Here is a 20933-nt window from a genome sequence, read left to right as displayed (position 1 = left end):
GCTTCCAGTAGACGCCTGTCGATTCCATCCCGACGATCGTCACCCGGCACTCGGTGAGCCAGTCCGCGAGTAGTCCGAGCGAGCCCCCGGTCGTGGTGAACGTCCGGACCTCGGTGACGGCTTTACCCGAACCGGTTTGGATGCGCACCGCCGCGGCGACCGTGTCCCGGTGCACGTCAAGGCCCGCGCACCGTGGGAATAACACCTGCATCTGCCAGCCCTCCATGGTCAGCAACCTGTAGGTGCTGTCCGGAGAGGCCCTGACCACAGGAAACTGAGGAACGCGCTCGTAGCAGCAGGAAAGAGTACCCCAGGACCTCCACCGCCATACTCTTGGACGGGCTCTGAGCACCAGAGAACGCCGACGTCGATCCGGACAGCATCGGAGATGCTGCACGGGACTCGGCGATACCGGGCCGAAACRGCCCACCGRCCAACATCAGGACCACAGGCGTCCCGCGGCCGGACTCAAATTCTCATACGAAAGGGTGGCGGCCACGCCGCCCTGGCTGCTCTTGTCGTACGCCAGCGGAAGGTCGTGCAGACCCTCATCGAGGGCTGGCAGACGTCCCGGGACCGAGTCCGGCTGCTGCGGGCCGCGGGGCGGCTGTCGGGGCTGGCCGGCTATATGGCGGTGAACCTCGGGGACTTCCCACTCGCGCGCGCCTACTGCGTGGAGGCGTTCACCCTTGCGGTGGCCGTCGAGGACAGCGATCTGGCGGCCTGGGTACGGGGCACCGAAAGCCTGTGCGCCTACTACGCCGGTGACTACCGGCTGGCGTTGGAACGGGCCCGAGAGGGGCAGATCCACGCCGCGGGCGGGCCGCAGGCGATCCGGCTGGCGATCAACGGCGAAGCCCGCGCCCTGGGCCAGCTCGGTGACCGCGACGGTGTGCGGGAAGCCGTCGGCCGCGCGTTCGACCTCGCCGAGGACGCCGAGCTACCCGAGGGCATGTCGCCGTGCATCTCCTTCGGCGCCTACAGCCTCGCGCGGATCGCGGCGAACGCCGCGACCGCCCACGTCGGCACCGGCGACACCGCCCTCGTCCAGAGCTACGCCCAGACCGCCAGCAGCATGCCGGGCGCCGACCGTTCCCGGTGGAGCGATGTCCTGATCACCCTCGATGTCGCCACCGCGCTGACGGCCGGCGCCGACCCCGACCCGGAACACAGCGCCGCGCTCGGCGTCGAGGCCCTCACCCGCGCCGGTGCCGCCCCGATCGAGTCGATCCGCCAACGCGGCCAGGAACTGGCCCGCCGCACCGCGCCCTGGCGGACCCTGCCCGCCGTCGCTGAACTCGCCGAGGTGACCCAGACGCTGCCCCGCGGCGCGTCACGGTGAGCGAGCACGATCCGGTCCACGACGACTGGGAACGCTTCCGAGTCCTACCCTCCATGACCGACCACTGGGATCGGCCCGGCTGGACCCCGGGCCGGAGCAGCTTCCACTGGTTCCTGACCTTCGACAGCGCCGCGCTACGCGACCTCGCCGCGACCTGCCAGCAGCAGCTGCACGACCTCGCCTGTCTCGACCCGGTACCCGCCGACGGGCTGCACCTCACCGTGCGCCGGCTCGCGTTCACCGACGAGATCGACCCCGCCACCCTCGCCGCGGTCACCCGCCGGGTCGCCGAACAGTGCGGTCACCAGCCGGCGTTCCGGCTGCGGGTCGGACCGCTGGCAGGATCGAACGGCGCGGTCCGCTTCACCGTCACCCCCTGGGAACCCTTGATCAGACTGCGGGACTCCCTGGACGACGTGTCCACCGCCTGCGGCCTGCCCGCCGTGAAACGGCGTTTCCGTCCGCACATCGGCATCGCCTACTGCAACCGCGACACGCCCGCGGAACCGATCATCCACCGGGTCGCGGGGCTGCGTGACCTGCCCCCCGCCGAGGTCTCCGTAGCCGATCTACGGTTGGTGCGGCTGTACCGCGAAGGCCGGACCTACCAGTGGGACACCGCGACCGTTGCCCCTCTGAGCGCCTGACACGTCTCGTCTGGTCGCCCGGGTCGGACGACGCGGCGGGGCTGCAACGAGGGTGCAGGCCGGTGGTTAGGGCCGGGTGAGGGCCAGCTGAGCGAGGCCGACCAGGACAGCAAAGATCTCGGCCAGATCTGCCGGCACCCGCTGGCTCGCATCCCCCGCAAGGAAGACCCGGACAATTCTGATCGCGGGCGGGGCTCGACGGTTCTCCCCAGCCCGGCGACGAGGTCTGCCCAGATCGGAGGAACTCCTCAAACCCGCGCAGGATGTCCACCCGGACTTGATTGGCTCTTGACGCTGCGTAGGAGGCGAGGTCCGCAGCAGGTGTACCCGCCGGTGTCTGCTGATTGAGGCTGCGCTGGAGCACACGGGTAGCGTGCGCGGCGCTGTCCAGGGCGTCCACGGCTTCGACGTGAACCTCATCCAGGAGGCCATGCAGCTCTGGGTCGTGGGCGAACGCGTCGAGGCGCAGCGTGCGGTAGGTGAGGAGGATCGCGCCCGGACAATCCGCGGGGCGTCGAGCATGAGCGTCCAGACGTTCAGGTGGCGGCGAGGTCGGATTCGCGGCGAGGAAGGCCACGGCGGTCGGGGCCAGGTCATCGACGGGCATGGTCGCGTCGATGACCTGGCCCCGACTCCCTTGTCCACCACTCGGCGCGCTTCCGTCGATGTCGTCGCTGGCAGGCCGAGTGACTCGACGGACGCGTGGACGGCCGGTATGAACGCCGAAATGGCGATTCCGCTAGTGAATGCCCTGGATGTTGAGGGTCGGCTGGTACTCCTCGATCAGCCGTCCTTCGGTGCGGTCCATCTGACGGCCGTCCCGACATCGGATCACCGTGACCCGCTGGACGCGGTAGCGCCTCGTCGAGTCGCTCATGTGCTGGCCGAGCCGGGCCAGGATGTTGGTCGACTTCCCCACGTAGAGYGGTCTGTCGGGGTCGGTCCCCCAAAGCAGGTAGACGAAGCAGCCGTGCGGGTTGAACTCCCTGTCCACGGCGGTGACGACCAGGTTCGCGAGCGCGTTGCGCACCCGTGACTCGACGACTCGAAGCACTCGCGTGTGGGCGCGCTCGGTGYGTTCTCGTCGTTCGGTCTCGACGGTGATGCGCAGCGCGGCCTCCTCCGCCAGCGCCTTGACAGCCACCAGCTCAGGTGCGATCGCGTCGAGTACGGCATCTGGGTCGGACACCAGTCCGTGCGCAGCAGCTCGCCGGATCGCGATCTTTATGCAGGTATGCGCGTCGCGAAGATCTCCGATCACGTCGTCCGACGATTGGCGTACAGGCGCAGCCAAGCCCTGATGCGTACAGGACATACCTGYCGTGTCGGTCATTGCGCGACGTTAGTCCGGCGCACCGACAGATCCGCCCATCGCCACAGGAGTCGTCGRCATCTGCACCTGGCGGAGGAGATGGCCGCAGACCGTACGCTGGGCAGATGACCTTGAAAGCGCGTCTACGGGGCCGGGAGACCGACCTCGCCCTGCTCTCGCGGGTGCTGCCCACGGGTGACACTCAGGTCTCCTGCGACGAGGAGGGCTATTACCTCACCTCGACAGCGGTGGACCACCGGCCCGAGGACACGGACTTCTACGAGGCAGCGGCCGAGGTGCTCGCCTGGGTCAACGGCATCGGTTGGCTGAACGGCACCGACTTCCACGCCGTCGAGCTGACCGGGATGTACGACGACGGTGATCGACGTCACGCCGTCCTCACGCCTGAGACAATTAGGTGTACTACCCAATTCGGGAAGGTCGTTGTAGGAGGAGACGCGGTGGCCTCCGAGCCGCCACCGCCGCCAGGCCCGCCGCAGGCGGCTGCCGCGGCCCGCGGTCCGGCGCTCGCGGAGGCCCTGGCGATGCTCGGCCGGGCCACGCACCTTGGGTGGGTCGAGCTCTACAAGGTGTGGGAGATCGTGCAGGACGGCCGCGACCCGATTGCCCTCGGCTGGGTAACGAAAGCCGAGAAGCAGGCGTTCAAGCAGGCCGCGAACCATCCCGGTATCAGCGGACAGGCCGCACGGCACGCCAGGATGCCCGGYACCCCGAGCAAGACATCGGCCATGAGCCTCACCGAAGGACGAGCCCTCATACGACGAGTGATCCTCGCCTGGATCGCGGCGGAATCGATCTGACGCCGGCGGACTACGACTGGAGATGCCGGGGAGCAACGACAGCGGCGACGGCCATCGCCGCGTGGTCGCTGAGGCCCTCGTGGCGGGGGGCATGGAGGTAGTCGCACCGGGTCAGGTCGAGTCGGTCGTGGGTGAGGAAGGTGTGGTCGAAGCGGTAGCCGTTGCCGCCGCGGCCGTACCAGCTGTGGCCCGGGGTGGTGGGTTGCAGGGTGCGGTAGGCGTCGATGAGGCCGGTGTCGGTGAAGGAGCGGTAGAAGTCGTATTCCCAGCGGCCGAAGACTGGATAGTGCGGGACGTGGCCGGGTTCGACGACGTTGAGGTCGCCGGTGACCACGACGGGCCCGTCGAAGCCGGCAAGGACGTCRGGCAGGGCCCGGGTGACCGCGTGTTGGAAGGCGCGCTTGTTCTCGTTGCGGCGTGCGGCCGGTCCGCGGGACGGGACGTAGAGGCCGACCAGACGTAGGCGCTGTCCATCGATCCGCAGGTCCACGACGGGTGCGCGGTGGGCAAGAACGTCGATGCCCGTGGCCACAGGTTCGAGGGGCGCGTTGCGGGAGGCGATGACCGTGCTGTAGTCGGGCGCGCCCGGCCGTGGGGCGTGGATGTGGGCGTAGCCGTGCTGCGCGAGTGCGTCGAGCAGGGTGTGGCCGCCGGGTCCGTGGCCGACCTCGGTGAGCACGACGACGTCCGCGTCGGTCTGCTGTCCGAGCCAGGCGRCTTGGCGGCGGGCCCGGTCGGGTGCGGCGTGCTGGGCGTTGAAGGTGACCAGCCGCAGCTCGGTCGTGGCCGCGGGAGCGACCGGTGCGGGCGGGTTTGGGAACAGGGCCTGCTGGGGGTTCATGCGGGTGGCGCCGTTTCGTCGAGGAAGACCTCGCCAGCGGCGTCGAGGTCCTGCTGGAGCTGGCCGAGGGTGGCCCGGACGAAGGTGAGGTCGTCGGCGGACAGGGGTGTGTCGAGGGCGGTGAGGTTCTCGCGGATCTGGTCGGGGGTGGTGAAGCCGACGAGCACGGCCGCGTTGTCGGCGCGCTGAAGGCTGTAGGCCAGCACCACCCGGGCCAGGTCCTGAGTCGACGGGCCGAACCGGTCGCGCAGGGGCGCGAGCCCACGGTCGACGACCGCGAGTGCGTCAGGGGTGTACCAGCGTTTGYGTCGCCGGTGATCCCCGTCGCCGAAACGGGGTGGACGGCGCGGGTCGTATTTGCCGGTGAGCAGGCCCTGGCCGAGCGGCTTGTTGATCAGAATGCTGGTGTGATTTTCGGCGGCGAGGGTGAAGATGTCCTGTTCGCCGGCAGGTGCGGGCGGGGTCAGCGGGTTGTGGCGGACAGCGAGGAAGTCAGGACGGACGCGGTCGAACAGGGCCCGGAACCGGGCGTGTTTGTCTGGCCGGGCGGATGGTGGCTGGGTGAGCCGGTGGGGGGCGTAGCGGTGCGGGCCGCGCATGCCGACGGCGCGGATGAGGCCTTGGCGTTGGAAGTCGCGCATCTGCTCGATGGCGCCGTCGAGGTGGCGGTCGTCGGGGCCGAACTCGTTGTTGTGGAAGAAGTAGATGTCGAGCCGGTCGGTGCGCAGGTTCTCCAGGCTGGTCTCCAGCTKGCGGCGCATCGCCGAAGGCAGGTAGGCGTGGGCGGCGGTCCCGGCGAAGTAGCCGACCTTGGACGACAGGACGAGGCTGTCCCGGTCGACCTGCGCGACGAGCTGGCCGAGGAGGCGTTCGGAGTGGCCGTGGCCGTAGACGTCGGCGGTGTCGAACAGGTTCGCGCCCAGGGTGTAGGCGAGTTCCAGTCCTGCGAGGGAGGCGCGGTCGTCGGCGGTGGACCAGCCCATCGGCAGGCCCAGGTTGTGGTCCGGTCCGCCGATGGCCCAGCAGCCGACGCCGACGGGGTGGACCGTCAGCCCGCCGGCGAGCGTCCGGGCGGTCAGAAGATTCGGTGCCGTCATCTCGTTCCCCTCGTTGTCCGCCGGCGATCTCTGGGATCGACCTGTGTGTGAACGCTGCTGGCTGTGACGTTAGGGTCACCGGCATGACGACTCCGGACCYTGCCACCCTGCTGGACCTGGATGCGATCAGGGCGAAGGGGTGGGCCGACCGTAGCGACTTCCCCGACGCCGAGTTCGACCGGGCCGCGGCGTTCTACGCGGCGATGCGCGCCCACGACGAGCGACTGCACGCGGTGCGCGCGCAGGCGTCGGACCTCATCGAGCGCTGGACCGGGCACCGGCCGCGGGACGTCGGCTCGTTCGGGACCCGGCTGAACCTGGAGGCCTCCGACCTGGACCTGGGTATCGGCTACCCGGTGGAACGCCGCGCCGAGCTGATGTCCACGCTCGACGGCCGCGCCCGTTTCCTTGGYGAGCGCCACACCAGCTTCTCCACCACCCGGCTGGTGTTCAGCTTCACCGTGGACGGCGTTGAGGTCGATCTGAGCGCGCTCACGGTGGACGATTTCGCGGTGGCCTGYCGGATGCTCGACCAGATCGACACCGCGATGAGCCACGACGAGCGGGTCTGCCACACCTGGGTCAAGCACCTGCTGCGCCAGAGCGGCCGGGTGGAGGACTACGCGGCGTGGAAGCTGGTGACCTACGCCCGGTTCTGTCCGGAGTTCAACTGGGTGCCGATCCCGGAGAAGACCGGCACCTGACCTGGCGCGGGCCGGCGGGTCAGCTGGCACAGGAGTCCACCGCGTTGATCAGCGTCCAGCCGCGGGCCGCCGACCATCGCCGGTGCTCGCCGGCGAGCAGCTCTGCGTGCTCACGGCTGAGGGCGGTGAGCAGGTCGTGCACGGTGGCCGCGAGCTCGCCCCGCAGCAAGGCGAGGCGCCTTTCGAGTCGCTGCCAGATCCGGGCGTCCAGGACGGCCTCGGCCGTCGGATCATGATGTGGCGGCTGGGTGTCGATTTCGGCGATCAGGTCGCCGAGTAGCAGGTAGCTTGCGTCCTTCAGCACCCTACGGGCCTCGCGGATCAGGCGGCGCGGCTCGCCGTCGAGGATTTTCTCCGTCGACTTGAAGGTGTAGTCGAGGGCAAAGTGCCGGTCGACCCAGCGTTGCGCCCAGCCGGCGGCGACCCCGATCCGCCAGTCCGCGTAGCGGGCCTCCACCCGCCCCATCGACGGCGTCACCGCCCCGGTGAGACCGGCCCGCTGGACCTGGCGGGTGTAGGCGGCACCGATCAGGCATTCMATGCCGACCAGCAGGTAGGAGATCCCCCGGTAGAACGGCATGCCCGCGCTGGCCGTCGCGACGAAGCGGCCGTCCCGCACTCCGCGCGCGACCTCGGCGGCGGGAATATCCGGTTGCGGGGCCAGGAGCAGGTCTGTGCGCCCCTGGAAGGCGTGGGTGGCTTTCAGCTCGTCGAGGGTCATCAGCGGGTCGAAGGTGATGTAGGTGAACCGGGTCGGCACGCCGAGCACGGACAGGGTCCGGACCGCCAGCACGTTCTGGTCGCCGCTCGTCCCCTTCGCGAACCGCTCCAGGACGCTGTCCACCCCGGACTCGACACCCAACAGCATCCGCCGCAGACCCCAGGCGACCAGCATCCGCCACATCTCGGCGCGCTCGGCATGCCAACCGAGGTCCCGGTCCGGGTCGACGACCTGGTCGATGCGGCAGCTGGACTCCCAGCCGAAGCCCGCCCCGCGCAGCAGACCGGCCAGCCGCAGCGCCCGGCCCGGGGCATCGGGGCCGCGGCCGAKGAACTCCTCGTCGACCAGGTACAACGTCCGCGACACCCGCGGGTAGCGGTCGAAGACCGCGCCCAGCTCGCCCAGCAGCCACGGCAGCCGCTCGACACCGGCACCCGACCAGGCTCCCTTGTGATCGCGGGGGCAGAACGAGCAGTAGCTGGTACAGCCCCGGCTGGTCTCCAACTGTGCGACACCGTGACGGTCCAACGTCGCCGGCAGCAGATCGAGCTCGGGAACGACATTCGCTGTCACGTCCCGGACGACGGGTTTCGCGGTTCGCCGCCGTCCGACCGCCAGCCCGCCCCCACGGGGCGCTCCCACGTAGCCGAGCGCGGGGACCTCGTCGAGGCCGCCGTCGCCGTGCCAGTGCGCCAGCAGGGCGCTGATCGTCGCTTCCCCACCCGCCCTGGCGACCAACAACTGGGGAAACCGGTCCAGCAGAACCCGCTCGACCCTGGCGGTGAGACTGCCACCGGCGACGACGAGCGGCGGATCAACGTTGGCGTAGACCACCTCCAGCAGGCGGGTGAGCAGGTCGTACTGGCCGAACGTCGCGGAGACCCCGAGGACGTCCGGCCGGTCCGCCTCGACGCGAGCGATCAGGTCGTCGAGGGGGAGACCGAGCTGCATGTCTGCCAGCGACACCGTGCCGAGCAGTGTTCCCCGGGCCGCGCGCGCCACCGTGCTGATGCCCAGCGGGAACCGCGGCAGCGGAAACGTCTCCGGGTGATAGAGCGCCGCCAGGAGAACATTGGGACGCGACAGCCGGCGCACGGCATCCTCGGCCAGCATGGCCAATGACAGCGACGATCCTGGATCTTCGATGACGACCGACTCTCGCGCCCACGGGGGCCAGGCCCGGGAACGGTGCGGCTGACCGGACAGATCCGCGACGACCCACCGATCGTCGAGCCGTTCGACGAAGACCAGACGGCGGTCAAGCGTGCCCGCGACCCGGACTCGGCCCACCTCGTCCGCGAAGCGTCGTTCCACCCAGCCGCGCAGCGCACCGGGATCCAGAAAAAGATCACTCTGAGGTGGCGTGGGGGCTGAACTCGCGCCAGCGAGGCGCAGGGCAGCGGACAGCCGGGCGAAGGGCTCATGCGGATGCTGCATGGACTTTGCCTCCGGACGGACGGTGCCGAAGCCCTGCCCTGAGGCTTCCAAAAGGTTTCGGCGGTTGTAAAGGTCCTGTCACTGTCCGCGACCTGGCGACATGAGTCATTCCCCGTACTGCGAAGAAGTTCTTCGGTACCGAAAAGGGCCTCCACCTGCGTAAACAGCGGAGCCGGGCCGCGTTACTTCCAGCGTGACCGGGCCTGCAGGGCGACTCACTGGTGAGAGGTGAGTGCCTGTCGCAGCGGACGCGTCGAGGCTCCCGCGAAGCAGGCTGGATTCATCGCCGGAGAAGTCGGCGGGGCCGATCTCGCAAAGCCCCGGTTCCTCTTCGCCTCCCCCGGGCTCGTGGCTGAGACATGCGGGCGCGAGCCCCCGATGTGGGCAGGTCGCGACTGGCGCGGTCGGAAGAAGTCGGACACGCCGAGCCTCGACGTCGAGAGGGGATGACCGTTGCCCTATGCTGACCTCTCGGCCGCACCACAACATCTGGCGCCCCTCGCTATGTAGTGACGCTATCTGTTGTGATCATTACTGGATGTAGCTCGTCAGAATGAACATGTCGATCGAGAGGAACGCGCCGTGGTTGACGCGACGTCGACGATGGGAACCCGTACGCCCAGTGGCGTGGCACGGCGGGCGCCACGCCATCGTCAGTCCATGACGAGAGCCTTCACGGTTGGGGGCGCCTACGGCTTCATCATCGCGTCTCTGCATACCGACGGTTCGCTGGCGGACGTCAATCTGATCATGGCGAAGCAGGGATCCACCTTGCGTGGAATGACCGAGACCGTCTCGTCGGCGATCTCGACCGGTCTGGCACACGGAGTGCCGCTGGCGACATACGTTCGGCAGTTCGCTGACCTGCGGTTCGAGCCCGCGGGAATGACGGACGATCCGGAGATCCCGCGAGCTCTGTCGATCATCGACTATGTGGTCAGGCGGCTGGCGCTGGATTTCCTGCCGCTGGAGGATCGCACTGCGTTGGGCGTCCTCACGCCGCTGGAGCACGCCGAACTCGYGGCCGAGTCGGCACCACCGCCGCCCGCGTCGTCGAACACGCCGCAGTCGCCGAGATTCGCGCCTTTCGACATCCCCGTCCAGGTCTCCTACTGAAGCGCGTCGGCCTGACGGGCCGCCTCAGGYCGCGTCGGTAAGCGCACGACATGCTGCTGCCAGGGCACTGTCTATGTCATTACTGATTGTGACGGACGGCAGCATGTCGAAGCTGCACTGCGGTGAGCCCTTGGCGATGATCACGGGTTTGCCGTAGGCGAGTGCACAGCCGATCTCGGTCGTGACGCCGTCGCTGCGCCGGCTGAGCGGGTAGGCGAGGAGAAGTCGGGCGCGGGCGATGTCGTCGATGCAGAGTTGGGCCGCGAGCTGGTTGAGGACGATGCCCGCGTCGAACTGGCTGCTGGGTCGCGTGAGGGGGTCGAGATCGATCCAGCGAGCGGTGGATTCCAGGGGCGGTGGCATGCGGGCGCGGACGCGCCGGATTTCCTCCCGGTCACGCAGCGTCGCCGCAAGGTAGACATCGTGACGGTTGGCAGAGTCTTCCGCGGGACTGTGCGTCGTCGGCTGCGGGGCGCGTGGTGGCGGCAGGACGGCGATGGTGGCCGGTGCCGGCGGGTTGACGGGTGCGCTGCGGGCCTGCCGGTAGGGGGTGATCGGGCAGTAGGCGTAGGGCGTGTCGTCGGCCAGAGTCGGCAGTCCGATTCGCTGCCGCTCATCGTCGACCTTGCTGATTTCGGCGGTGGGGTAAAGAAAGCATGGGCGGTCGTCACGGACGAGGACGAACGTTCCGTACCGCTGCTCCTCGCCGCGCAGGGATCGGTCCCGGTCGGTCAGAAGCGCCAGATGCCGAGGGTCTGCTCCGCGATTTTTCCAGGCGTCCGCCATGTCACGGAGAAGGTCGCGGCGGGTCTCGGTCTCGGTGTCGGAGTGTTGGAGTAGCAGCCAGGCGGCGTCGCGGGCCGCGGGGTGGCTTGGAGGCGGCCAACCCCATCGGCTCAGTGACGCGAGGACCTGCGCGGTCGCGGCGGTGGAGACAGCTGCGTAGGCGGCGAGTTCGGGTGTGCCGGCGGTGAGGTGCGCGGCCCTGCTCGGGAGCAGCGTCAGGGGCAGAGGCCAGTCGGGGTAGTTCAGGGCCGCGGCGACCTGAGATTCGAGCTGGGAGTCGGTGACGAGCCGGGTCAGGACGGCGAGGAGCGCCTGCTGTTCCTGCTCGGCGAGCGCGATGAGGTCAGCCCACGCGGTGATGTCGGGTGTTGTCATGAGCTGGCCTCCTGGTCGCTGAGGAGCTGGCGGGCGCAGACGAGGTCGACCTTCCCCGCCGGGGTTCGGGGTATGGCGGCAACGACCCGGACCACCCGTGGGATCTTGTAGCCGGCGAGGTCGCCGCGGATGTCGCCGAGCACCTGCGCGAGTCTGCCTCCAGCGCGGAGCTGCAGGACGCAGCCGACGGCGCTGCCGAGCCGCGTGTCGGGAACGGCGAGGACAGCGGCATCGGCGACATGGGGATGGGCGAGGAGCGCGGCAGCGACCTCGGGGGCGTAGACCTTCTCGCCGCCGGTGTTGATGCAGTCCTGCCCACGGCCGAGCAGCTCGATCTTCCGGGACGGCAGAAGTCGGACGAGATCCCCGGACAGCAGGTAGGTGCGTCCGTCATCGGAGTGGACATAGCGGTCGGCCGGAAGGGCGCCCTGAGGGTGAAGACCGGCTGGTAGYGGTTGGCGGACGGCAACACGGCCGATTTTGCCGACGCGGGTCGGTGTTCCATCCGCGCCGAAGACCTGGGCGTGGCGGCCGAGGTCGAAGTGCCCGGTTGCCGGCACGTGCCCGGAACGGGCAAGAGACGAGCCCAGGCCGGTGGCCTCGGTGGCGCCGAAGGTCTCGACCAGCCGCAGATGCGGGACCAGGGCGAGGAGTTCGGTTTTGGCTTCGGCGGTCCAKGGCACACCCGAGGAGGTGACGGTGCGCAGCGCCGACAGGTCGATTTCAGGGCCGGCGTGGATGATGTCGATGAGCGGGCGCGCGTAGGCGTCGCCGACGATGGCCAGGGTGTCAGCGCGGTGCCGCACGACCGCGTCGAGCACTCCGGCGGGGTCGTAGGAGGCCCCGGGCACGGTGATGACCATCCCGCCGGCGCACAGCGCGCCGAGTGCTCGGGTCAGACCCGAGCCGTGGCTCAGGGGGCTGGCGACGACGATACGAGCGTCGGCCAGAGCCAGGGCGGTCCGCGCGGGAGAACGGGTCAGGTCATGGCGCGCCCAGGGGTTGTGGGCGTTGAGATTGTTGAGGATGTCGGCGACGCGCCAGGCCACGGCCTGAGGAGTCCCGGTGGTTCCACCCGTACATTTGATCATGATGCACTCAGTTGATTCATCCCGCGGCGGCACCGAGGAGAGGCGCTCGGCTGCGCTGGCCACGAGCAGTGGATAAGCGCCAAGCGGTCGGATCTGTGTTTCCTCGCGGAGACGGTCGCCGGCGTGGAGCGCGGCGATGTGAGAGCCGGAGTCCGGGTCGGAGATCGTCGCGGCGGGTTGCAGGAGGCGGAGCAGCTGGTCGAGTTCACGGGAGCGGTAGCGCGGGTTGAGCTGTGCGGGTGTCGCGCCAAGACGCAGAACGGCAGCGAGGCTGACGAGATGCTCAGGGATGTTGGGCAGGCAGAGGGCGACGACCTGACCGGGTGTCACTCCTCGCTGGCGCAGGTCGTCCGCGACGGCCGCTGCCGCCGTGTCGAACTCCGCCCAGGTCCACGCCAGGTCGCGGTGGACCAGCGCGGTCGTGTGGGGCTGCAGTGTCGTGATGTGCTGCCAGAGGGCCGTGAGGGTCCATGAGGTCGTCATGACATCTGCCTGGCCGTGACGGGGGCAAGGTCGTCGACGGTGCGGCGGATGAGATCGGTGTGCGGGGCGGCTTCCCAGTCCCAGGTGCCGTCCTCCAGCCGCGGGTCGAGCGTGGCGACGACCTGCCGCAACCGAATGCGCGGCTGTGTGTCGGTGGGGACCGGGAAGACGGCCAGTACGCCACTTTGATCGCGAACGGTGATGTAGGAGTGGGCGGGGTTGGCGGGGAGGTCGGCGAGGGAGGCGATGGGGTACCCGGTGAGCCGGTCCGCCAGCCAGCCGTGCAGATCCGCCGTGGTGGRCAGGAGATGGAGGTGCCCATGTTCGATCCGGCGCTGCCCGGCGGCGTTCAGGCCGTACTCGAAGCCGAGCACCGGGCTGTCGTACCGCTCGGCGAGCCGCCCAGCCATCTCGCGCATCAGTGCGTCGACGCCGRCTCGGGCATCCCGATCGAGACCTCCGAGAGACAGGACATGGGCCCTGGGGACGAGGAGCAGGTAGCCGGCCGTGTAGGCCCCGATGGTCGGGATCGCACAGGCATGCGCATTCGCCGCGAGGACGCGAGGTTGCGCCCTGGCCAGATGCCGCTGCAACGCGCAGTCGATCACGGCCGGGTCGAGAGCGGCGCAGAGGTCACAGATCGACGGCATGGGCAGTCGCCTCCGGCGGACTGGGACGGATCAGGTCAAGACGGACGGGGCGCTCGGGCGCGGCAAGGCGGGCGGCGCAGTAGGCGTGGAGCTTCTCCGTGGTGAGCGTCAGGGCCCGTGTCTGGACCTCGGCGATCAGCCGATGGCCGTAGACGGTGTCGGGGACTGCGGACACCGTGCAGTAGTCGAWCGCGGGGTGCGCGGCGAGTACTGCGTGGACGTGTGCGAGGGCGACGTTGACGCCGCCGACGATGGCCCGTCCGGCCATGGCAACGGAGGCGAGATGCAGCCGCCCTGTGCTGTCGAGATGGYCCTGGTCACCGACGGTGTGCCAGGCGCCGGGTGGTGGGCATCCCTCGGGGAGGAAATGGCTGGCGAGCCCCACGTCGCTGCGCGCCTCGACCGTGCCGACGGTCCCCGCCGGGGCCGGTGCACCGTCCGGTCCGCAGATCCGAATCTCGGCCCCGTTGATCGGGACGCCGCCTGCGGCGTCACCGATGCGGAGTGTGCCGTCGTACCCGGCGGAACCGTAGTACTCCGCGATCCGCTCGGCGCCGAACACGGCGAGAAGACGGGCACGGAGGTCGGGCGGACAGGGCTGGGAGGAATACACCAGCCTGTCCACCGAGGCGGCGGCCTGGGCGACAACGGTCTCGCCGACGTCGTCGAACAGCCGACGTAACTGGGTGGGGACCAGGAAGATCCAGCTCGGCCGATGCCGGTCCGCATATGTGACCCAGACTTCGGGGGCGTAGACCGGACAGATCACGACGGTGCCGCCGAGCAGAATCTGCCGCACGGCGAACTCGAACGGACCGTTGAGGTGTAACGGAGAACTGATCAACGCGCAGCCGTCGGGCCGCATGCTGAGCGCGAGCGCCTTCCGTGGGACGCTCGGTGGCTCCCCGTGAGTGACCAGGAGACGGTAACGACCTTCGTCGATGCCGAGGACAGCCTTCCACGGCTCGCATCCGGCGCCCGGGGTGCGCGGCAAAGTGCGCGCCAGCTCCGAGGCACCGTGGGCTGGCAGTGGCAGGGGGATTCCGCCGGCCAGCCAGGTTGCGAACACGTCGACGAGGAAGTCGACATTCGATCTGGCAGTGACGGGACGCAGCCGACGGCAGCAGTGATCGAGATTCCGTGACCTGTCGCGAGCCCGCCGGTGCAGTTCGTTGAAGGTAAGCGGGCCTGCAGAGTCGATCACCGCCGGAGCGTCGCGGCGATCATCCGCGAGGCGATCGAGAACAGCGGCAAGCTCGTGCCGCCATGGCCGCGTGCCGCTCACGCGCTTCCGCCTGCGGGGCCGGCGGGGACCGATGGCGGCGTCCAGGTGGATGCGGCGACGCGCTGGAGATCGTCGGTGAGCCATCCGCCGCGCAGGCCCCGTTCGACGGCACCGGGCCGCCGGTCGGCCACCGGCAAACTGATCCAGCATCGCAGCAGATGCCGCGCCAGCCGCGGATCGGAATCCGTGTAGGCCGTGCGGGAGTGCAGGACGCAGTGATTGTGCACGATCTGGAGATCACCGGGCTGGAGTTCCATGTCGCAGGCCAGGCGGTCCGCGACATCGTCCAGGAGGTCGAACGCGGCAAGCGCCCGCGACGACAGCGGTACGTCGGTTATCTTCTGCGTCTCCAGCAGTGTGTGCCGCACGAAGCGAGTACTGAATTGCTCGCGGTGCACGCAGAAGATCGGTGAGATGAACGTCGGTGGACCGCCAGGGATGTTCCCCCCGGCCATATGGAAGTGAAATGGCTGGTAGAGCTCGGCGACGAGGTCCGGTGCATCCGCCAGCATCGCGTTGTGCACGGCCGCAGCGGAGGCCACACGACTCAGACCACCCCGGTCGGCGGCACGCAAGCACAGCAGAAGGGCCGCGTCGGCGCCGTCGGTGTGGAACCACAGACGCTCAGCTGTCTGGTGTCCCCGCACCCGACCGTCACCGAGAGTGTGACCGGCGCGAACGTGGCGGATGWGCTGCCCGTCACGGCTCTGAGTCGCGATTCGTCCCAGCTGAGCAGCCACGCCGCGGATCAGTACGAGGCTTTCGTGTTCACTGAGTTCGTCGACCGGAAGGCTTCGGAGCACGGCAAACCCGGGCCCGTTGGTGACGGCCGCAGACAACGCGCCTAGGTGCGTGTTCAGCTGCGACAGAGAGAAATCGTCGTCCGTCAGGTCGCGGTCACGGAAAACGTCCCTAGCTGCCAGCCGTGCACTAGCTGCGCGCACTTCCGCAACCAGATCGGCACGATGGCCGTCATCGATCCGCTGAAGATAGATATCTGGGCGCAGATCMCGACCGATCCAGATCGGCGCATGGTCGGTAGAAAGCTGTACAGGGGAGAAATCTGGGTCCGTGGGATTCGCCATTGGAGCCCTCCGGATTGAAGGAACTGGCAGTTTTCGAGAGATATCTAGCGGTGCGCCTCGGCGGTGATAGCGTCGCCCGCGATCCAGCCGGTTTCGGCGGCACCGATGATTCCGCCGGTCAGTCCGGGCCCGTCGCCCACGAGATACAATCCTGGATGGCCAAGGGCTGACATATCGTCATTGACGGTGAAGCGGGACGCCCAACGCTCTACCGCCGGCCCGTAAAGGACATTCTCCGGATGGAGGATTTCAGGGCACAGGGCGGAGAGTCGGTGAAGGTATGACTGCAGGACGTGAACGATTTCGGCCGGGAATTCGGTGGTGAAGTCGCCGGGAGTAGCTGCCGGGATGCTTGGCGAAAAACCGCGTACCGCCCGGYCGGYGGCGACGTCMTCGTTCGAGAGGAAATCRCCGAGACGTTGGCTCATCAGACCGCCGTAGCGGCTGTTGATCCCGGCCACTAGCCCTCGGACATCCGCCGCGCTGAGGGGAAGCCGGCGCCCGGCCGTAGCGATGATGGCACTGTTCGAACGGTTCTCGGCGTGGGTGGAGGTCGCATGCCCGCCCACGAGCAGCAGGCCGTGATAGTCGGCAGGGACCACATTGCCGCCGTAGCACACGCAATGGGTCCGCGCCTCGACCCCGTCGGGTCCGCTCCAGATGACTTTGGGATCAGTAGCGACCTTCAGGAGAGGTGCGAGAAATTCCTTCGCCCCCTCCAATCGGAAACCGATCTTCGGTTGCGCCGGGTCACGGCGCAGGTCGAGGGCGCGGCCAACCTCCCCGAGCCACGATGCTCCTACTTTCCCGGGCGCCAGGACAACGTTGACCGCATGGACCCGCTTGAAAACTGGGCCGTCCAGCTCCAGCTCCCACCGGAAATCGCGACGTCCAGACGGGCGAAGGTCCAGACAGGTCGTACGGCAGGCGATAGTGGCATTCTCAGACAACCGCAATCTCAGCCGCTTGAGCATCCGTGGAAGCTGGTCGGTTCCTAAGTGTCGGACCGGATAGTGAACATACTCCAGGTCGGCRGTCTCGGCCAGTTTCTCCAAACCTTTTGCGGTCTCCGCGTCGGAGCCGTGAAGGTCTGCCCGTTCACCGGAACGAAGAATCTCATCGATCGCGTGCTGACGCTTCGAGACGAGAGCTGGGGGAAATCTGTGGCTGACGGTGCTCCCGATCCGCGGAGACAGGCACAGCTTCCCGTCGGAGWACAGGCCAGCGCCCCCGAAACCCCTGGTCACGACATTACGTCGATCTCCCGACCGCATGACGCCAACGCGATCGTCTACATCGTCCCCTCCGTCGAGGAGGAGAAGTCCTGGCGCAGGCACATCACTTCGGTGCGCCGCCATTAATCCGCCGGGRCCTGCCCCCACGACGACGGTATGAAACTCGCGCTCGTTCATCGTGAATATGAATCCTTTCGGCAAACTGTGCTACGGATCCCCGGGGTGATCAATTGGACCGCTGGGTGCGAGTGGATTAGCGGTGATGAGCCGAAGATCGACTGAAATCCGGCAACCTTCGATGCGGAATATCGGAGTGGAGACTCTCTCCGGCGACTCGTCGGAGCCGATATCGGTGTTCGCTAAATATTCCAGCCGGAGACGGTGAAGTTTTTCTTCTGCTTGCAGAGTTCAATTCCAACGYGAGTGTACGGGTAGGTATTTTCGGGGAGGCTGTCGAGTGGGAACCAGGCGATCCGGGCGCACTTGTGGGGTTCGGAATTGACCGGCTCTCCGCTCCATGACCTTGCGTGAAAGAAGAGTCCAAGGCGTGCTTCGCCGTGCTCGTTTCGAAAATGCACGGTCGAGGCGAGAGACAGGTCGTCCCGGGTCAGTAGAATGCCAACCTCTTCGCGGGATTCACGACATACTGCGGCGACCGCATCCTCATCGGCATCGAGTTTTCCACTGGGAAGATTCCACCACCCGTCGGCAAACCCGGTACCGGACCGCAGGGCGAGTAGAACGGTGTCGCCGCGGAGGAACAGGAGCATGACGTCGATGACGCTGCGGTACGTCATGGTGGGTCTCCCTGCGGTGCGAGGTGGTCAGCGGGTGGTCGGGTCGAGGCCGAGCGCGATGAGCTGCCCGGCGATCCAGTCGACTCTCGCGCTGGTGGACATGTTTGGTGGGATATCGTAAATGTGCTGCCCGACGCTGGCGCAAATGCTGCGTACGACTCGGTCGGCTGCTGGCTGAATGTCGAGGACTTTCGACCGGTAGGGATCTCCGATCTGGTGCTGGTCGAACTTGTCGCAGCAGTAGAACACCGCGTCGTAGACGTGCGACCAGGYCCGGCAGAAGGATTCCATGGCGCGTAGGATGGGCGCATGTGGTCCGTCTGGGCCGCCAGGCAGGACCAGCCAGGCGTAGGCGAGGACATTCGCGATGGTTTTGTCGGCGATGATCATCGTGTGTTGGCKGGCGGTGCGCAGCTGGCTGGTCAGCTGGGCGGCGAACAGGTCGACCTCGGTCTCCAGGTCGAACTCGCCGCGTCCGTGTACGACGATCTCCTCGATGAAGGGGCTGTTGCGCGCGGGTTCGGGGACGCAGGCGAYGTGTACGCCGCGTTCCCGGTAGTAGGCGGCGAGCGCGTGGGTGAGCGTGGTCTTGCCGGAGGCATGGGTGCCTTCAACCGCGACAACCAGGCAGTTACGCAGCATCGGCAAGCTCCTTTCAGGACCAGAGGCCGGTCGTCGCGTTCGGCGGGACGGTGCGCGGAAACGCGCGCAAGGCCGGATCGGCCCACGTGCCTGACGACGTCATGGGACGGGCGTGGAGCACAGTTCGGTGAATTGGTCCCAAGCGGTGGCCTCGATGACTGTGTCGAGGTGGAGCGCGTTCCATTGGTAGTGGCTGGTGCTCCCCGCGGCGATCAGCGCGATGGCCAGCGCACGCGTGACGAGATGCCGCAGGATCTGCGAGCCCGACCACGATGAGCCGGCCGCGACCCAGGAAGCATCGAGGGAAAGACCATGAAGACGGTGGGCGGCGCACACGTCGGCCAGCGTGGCCGGGGCCGGTTCGCTGGCAGTTTCATACAGGCGCGCCAGACCTGGCTTCGGGGGCTGGCCGTTCCACGCGCCTGCTACCGCAGTGATTCCCCGTGTGACCTGTCCGGAGCTGGTGGCGGTCAGGGCCGCGAGTTCGCCGGCGAGCCGGTGGCCGGCGAGGATCGCCGCCTGTCGTCGGGCTTGGACAAACAGAGCGTCGACCGAGGCCACGACGGCGGCAGCCTCCGCCCGCCCTTCGGCTGCGACCGCATGGAAGCCGAACCGAACCGTCGTGTCAGCCACTTTCAGTGGGCGCGTCTGTGGCAGCGGCAGGTACACGGCGGCGGCGGCCGGTGAGTCGTCTGCCGCGTTGATGGTGAAGGCGGCAAGCAGGGAGGCCCGGTTGGCGAACGGGCGCCGTGCGCCGCCGAACGGGGTGTCGATCCAGTTCAGGTTGGTCGCGTCACGCATGTGTGATCCGCAGCGGATGGCRTGCGGCCGGCGGTCGCTCGGTGCGACTGGCGGAGTGGATCGTGTGCCCGAGGTACTTGGCGTAGTGGTTGCGCTTGAACCGGTAGCGTGCCCAGATCGCGGAGATCGGCTCGTCGAGCAGGTTGCCCAACGGTTCGAGTAGATCGGGGGCGTCGTAGACCGGCCAGGCACTCGCCAGCCCACGTGGGCTGATCACGATCATGTGACCTTCGGTGTCTGKGGTCCAGGTTGTCAGCCGCAACGCTGGCCGCCAGTCGTTCACGGTGCGTAGCTCGGCCAGCCGCTCAAACGCCGCCGTGGCCTCCTGGACCGTGAGGAACTCGTGGTCGGCGAGATCGAGGGCGTTGCCCTTGCGCAAGGGGAGGATCAGCTTGAGCTTCCCGGCGTCGAGTACGTCGGCGATCTGGAGGGTGAATGGCAGCGCCGTCAGCGTTGAGCGATAGACGACCGCCGACAGCGACAGCGGCAGGCCCGCGTCCTGGAACGCCCGCRCCCCCGCCATGATCCTGTCGTAGTCGCCGCGGACCCGGTTCGTCGTCGACCGCGGCCCCTCCAGCCCAACGGTGACGAACGTGACCTTGCCGGCCAGGTGACGTGCCTGCTGAAGGCCCCGCGTGGCATTGGTCGGCAACCCGATCACGGTGCCAGCGAACATGTCGACGATGTCGACGATGTCGCGGCGCAGCAGCGGCTCGCCGCCGGACAGGAACACCCGGGGCACCCCCACCAGATTGTCCCGCACCCGCCCCAGCGTGGCCAGGGTGGGATCCGGTTCCTGCAGCGTCTCGGAACAGAACGAGCAGTCGAAATTGCACCGCTTTGTCACCTGCAGGATCACCGACAGCGGGCCGGATGCGCCTGCGGCGATCGTCTCCAGGTCGCCGAACGCCGCGAGGTTGAAATGGTGACCTTTAGTGAAGACGACAGGTTCGTCGGTGTGGATAGGGTTCTCGGCTTCGTTGGACTGGCTCGCGGGGCCGTGGGCAGGCGCGGGCGGGGAATGCGTGATCACCGTGTCCTTCTCGATGTAGGCGCGTACGACGACCGGGCCAGATACTCGCAGCCTTCATGGCGGCGGGCTGCCGAACCGATGCTGAACGCGCTCAGCGTCCCAAGCGACCCACGTGTTGGTCATTCCCCACGGAACGAACATCTGATTCGGGTCCGTAGGTGGTCGCTGACCTGCCCGAAAGCGCGCTGGCATGCCCTCATGTTCGTCTCGGCTGCGGGGAATCGTTCGGGTGCTCATTGAGCCCAGGCTCACCCGAAGCCCCCGTTTCGCCTGCGAGTGGACGGCTACGGTGGTGCTGGTTCAGTCGGTGGCCGAGATCCCCAAGGCCGATCGAGTCGAAGTTGAGGAAGGGGACACCGGGCCATGGGCGAGATCAGTCAGCGGGCTGAGTAGGAGGAGCTGCGCCCGAATGCGCGCGGTGGGTATGGCGCACGATGAGATCGCTGTCGAGTTCGCGCGCCGCTACCCTGCTGCGACCTCGTGCCGCGAAAATGATCAAGAGGTAGATGTATGGCAGGGCGAATTTCAACCTGCTCCGCAAACGAGTTCTCCTCGCGACCTGAAAGCGTGAGGGTCCACTTCGACCACAAGATCAGGGGTAGATCCTGTTTTCAGTGTCCGTTGACAGGGGT

19 protein-coding genes and 1 pseudogene are annotated in these 20933 nt (G+C 67.9%); 5 read left to right on the top strand and 15 right to left on the bottom strand.

Annotated elements, in window-relative coordinates; genetic code table 11:
- Nucleotides 1-226, bottom strand: a pseudogene (locus CcI156_RS18410) (IS110 family transposase); the annotation flags it as partial.
- Nucleotides 227-538: 312 nt separating this feature from the next.
- On the opposite strand from CcI156_RS18410, the gene CcI156_RS18405 reads away from it, so the two are divergent.
- Together CcI156_RS18405 and CcI156_RS18400 are read left to right on the top strand one after the other, a co-directional pair.
- On the top strand, nucleotides 539-1342 hold the full coding sequence (locus CcI156_RS18405; RefSeq protein WP_023841428.1) for a hypothetical protein: 804 nt from the start codon (nucleotides 539-541) through the stop codon (nucleotides 1340-1342).
- Complete coding sequence (locus CcI156_RS18400; RefSeq protein WP_023841427.1) at nucleotides 1339-1989, top strand: 2'-5' RNA ligase family protein; 651 nt, start codon at nucleotides 1339-1341, stop codon at nucleotides 1987-1989. The genes CcI156_RS18405 and CcI156_RS18400 overlap by 4 nt, the downstream gene beginning before the upstream one ends.
- Nucleotides 1990-2728: 739 nt before the next feature.
- Here the strand turns inward: CcI156_RS18400 and CcI156_RS18395 are convergent.
- On the bottom strand, nucleotides 2729-3250 hold the full coding sequence (locus tag CcI156_RS18395; protein ID WP_217697718.1) for a GIY-YIG nuclease family protein: 522 nt from the start codon (nucleotides 3248-3250) through the stop codon (nucleotides 2729-2731).
- 176 nt (nucleotides 3251-3426) lie between these two features.
- Here CcI156_RS18395 and CcI156_RS18390 point away from each other — a divergent pair, with 176 nt between their 5' ends.
- Nucleotides 3427-4122 (top strand): hypothetical protein, encoded by a 696-nt coding sequence (locus CcI156_RS18390; RefSeq protein WP_023841424.1) that lies wholly within the window; start codon nucleotides 3427-3429, stop codon nucleotides 4120-4122.
- Between the two features lie 10 nt (nucleotides 4123-4132).
- Here the strand turns inward: CcI156_RS18390 and CcI156_RS18385 are convergent, their stop codons facing one another.
- Together CcI156_RS18385 and CcI156_RS18380 are read right to left on the bottom strand one after the other, a co-directional pair.
- Complete coding sequence (locus tag CcI156_RS18385; RefSeq protein WP_076807120.1) at nucleotides 4133-4963, bottom strand: endonuclease/exonuclease/phosphatase family protein; 831 nt, start codon at nucleotides 4961-4963, stop codon at nucleotides 4133-4135.
- Entirely contained in the window at nucleotides 4960-6060 is a 1101-nt protein-coding gene (locus CcI156_RS18380; protein WP_076807117.1) for an aldo/keto reductase, read from the bottom strand. The genes CcI156_RS18385 and CcI156_RS18380 overlap by 4 nt, the downstream gene beginning before the upstream one ends.
- Nucleotides 6061-6143: 83 nt before the next feature.
- On the opposite strand from CcI156_RS18380, the gene CcI156_RS18375 reads away from it, so the two are divergent.
- Nucleotides 6144-6764 carry a hypothetical protein gene (locus CcI156_RS18375; RefSeq protein ID WP_076807115.1) on the top strand — a complete coding sequence of 207 codons (621 nt, stop codon included), beginning with the start codon at nucleotides 6144-6146 and terminating at the stop codon, nucleotides 6762-6764.
- Nucleotides 6765-6783: 19 nt separating this feature from the next.
- Here CcI156_RS18375 and CcI156_RS18370 read toward each other — a convergent pair whose 3' ends face one another.
- Nucleotides 6784-8922, bottom strand: a complete 2139-nt coding sequence (locus CcI156_RS18370; protein ID WP_083718644.1) for a radical SAM protein — start codon at nucleotides 8920-8922, stop codon at nucleotides 6784-6786.
- A 660-nt stretch (nucleotides 8923-9582) separates the two neighbouring features.
- Here CcI156_RS18370 and CcI156_RS18365 point away from each other — a divergent pair.
- On the top strand, nucleotides 9583-10038 hold the full coding sequence (locus CcI156_RS18365; protein WP_254847505.1) for a ribonucleotide reductase: 456 nt from the start codon (nucleotides 9583-9585) through the stop codon (nucleotides 10036-10038).
- 24 nt (nucleotides 10039-10062) lie between these two features.
- Here CcI156_RS18365 and CcI156_RS18360 read toward each other — a convergent pair whose 3' ends face one another.
- From CcI156_RS18360 to CcI156_RS18315, 10 genes are all read right to left on the bottom strand, one after another.
- Nucleotides 10063-11199, bottom strand: coding sequence for a DUF6624 domain-containing protein (locus tag CcI156_RS18360; protein ID WP_076807110.1), 1137 nt, complete (start codon nucleotides 11197-11199; stop codon nucleotides 10063-10065).
- On the bottom strand, nucleotides 11196-12773 hold the full coding sequence (locus tag CcI156_RS18355; protein WP_023841417.1) for an AMP-binding protein: 1578 nt from the start codon (nucleotides 12771-12773) through the stop codon (nucleotides 11196-11198). Before CcI156_RS18355 ends, CcI156_RS18360 begins: the two co-directional genes overlap by 4 nt.
- Entirely contained in the window at nucleotides 12770-13423 is a 654-nt protein-coding gene (locus CcI156_RS18350; protein WP_076807107.1) for an HIT family protein, read from the bottom strand. The genes CcI156_RS18355 and CcI156_RS18350 overlap by 4 nt, the downstream gene beginning before the upstream one ends.
- Nucleotides 13407-14627, bottom strand: coding sequence for a class I adenylate-forming enzyme family protein (locus CcI156_RS18345; RefSeq protein WP_217697717.1), 1221 nt, complete (start codon nucleotides 14625-14627; stop codon nucleotides 13407-13409). The genes CcI156_RS18350 and CcI156_RS18345 overlap by 17 nt, the downstream gene beginning before the upstream one ends.
- Nucleotides 14628-14704: 77 nt before the next feature.
- Nucleotides 14705-15793 (bottom strand): TauD/TfdA family dioxygenase, encoded by a 1089-nt coding sequence (locus CcI156_RS18340; protein WP_076807103.1) that lies wholly within the window; start codon nucleotides 15791-15793, stop codon nucleotides 14705-14707.
- Between the two features lie 44 nt (nucleotides 15794-15837).
- Nucleotides 15838-16767, bottom strand: a complete 930-nt coding sequence (locus tag CcI156_RS18335) for a hypothetical protein (protein ID WP_254847504.1) — start codon at nucleotides 16765-16767, stop codon at nucleotides 15838-15840.
- Between the two features lie 620 nt (nucleotides 16768-17387).
- Nucleotides 17388-17825 carry an NUDIX domain-containing protein gene (locus tag CcI156_RS18330; RefSeq protein WP_076807101.1) on the bottom strand — a complete coding sequence of 146 codons (438 nt, stop codon included), beginning with the start codon at nucleotides 17823-17825 and terminating at the stop codon, nucleotides 17388-17390.
- A 27-nt stretch (nucleotides 17826-17852) separates the two neighbouring features.
- The gene (locus CcI156_RS18325) at nucleotides 17853-18467 is read right to left on the bottom strand and encodes an AAA family ATPase (protein ID WP_076807098.1); all 615 of its coding nucleotides are present in this window, start codon (nucleotides 18465-18467) and stop codon (nucleotides 17853-17855) included.
- A 99-nt stretch (nucleotides 18468-18566) separates the two neighbouring features.
- A complete protein-coding gene (locus CcI156_RS18320) occupies nucleotides 18567-19268 on the bottom strand; it encodes a hypothetical protein (RefSeq protein ID WP_023841410.1) in 702 nt (233 codons plus the stop codon).
- The gene (locus tag CcI156_RS18315) at nucleotides 19261-20301 is read right to left on the bottom strand and encodes a radical SAM protein (protein ID WP_076807095.1); all 1041 of its coding nucleotides are present in this window, start codon (nucleotides 20299-20301) and stop codon (nucleotides 19261-19263) included. The genes CcI156_RS18320 and CcI156_RS18315 overlap by 8 nt, the downstream gene beginning before the upstream one ends.
- Nucleotides 20302-20933 lie beyond the last annotated feature (632 nt).

Source organism: Frankia sp. CcI156, assembly GCF_001983015.1.
GTDB classification, from domain to species: Bacteria; Actinomycetota; Actinomycetes; order Frankiales; family Frankiaceae; genus Frankia; species Frankia casuarinae.
This window is presented reverse-complemented; position numbering and strand designations above follow the sequence as displayed.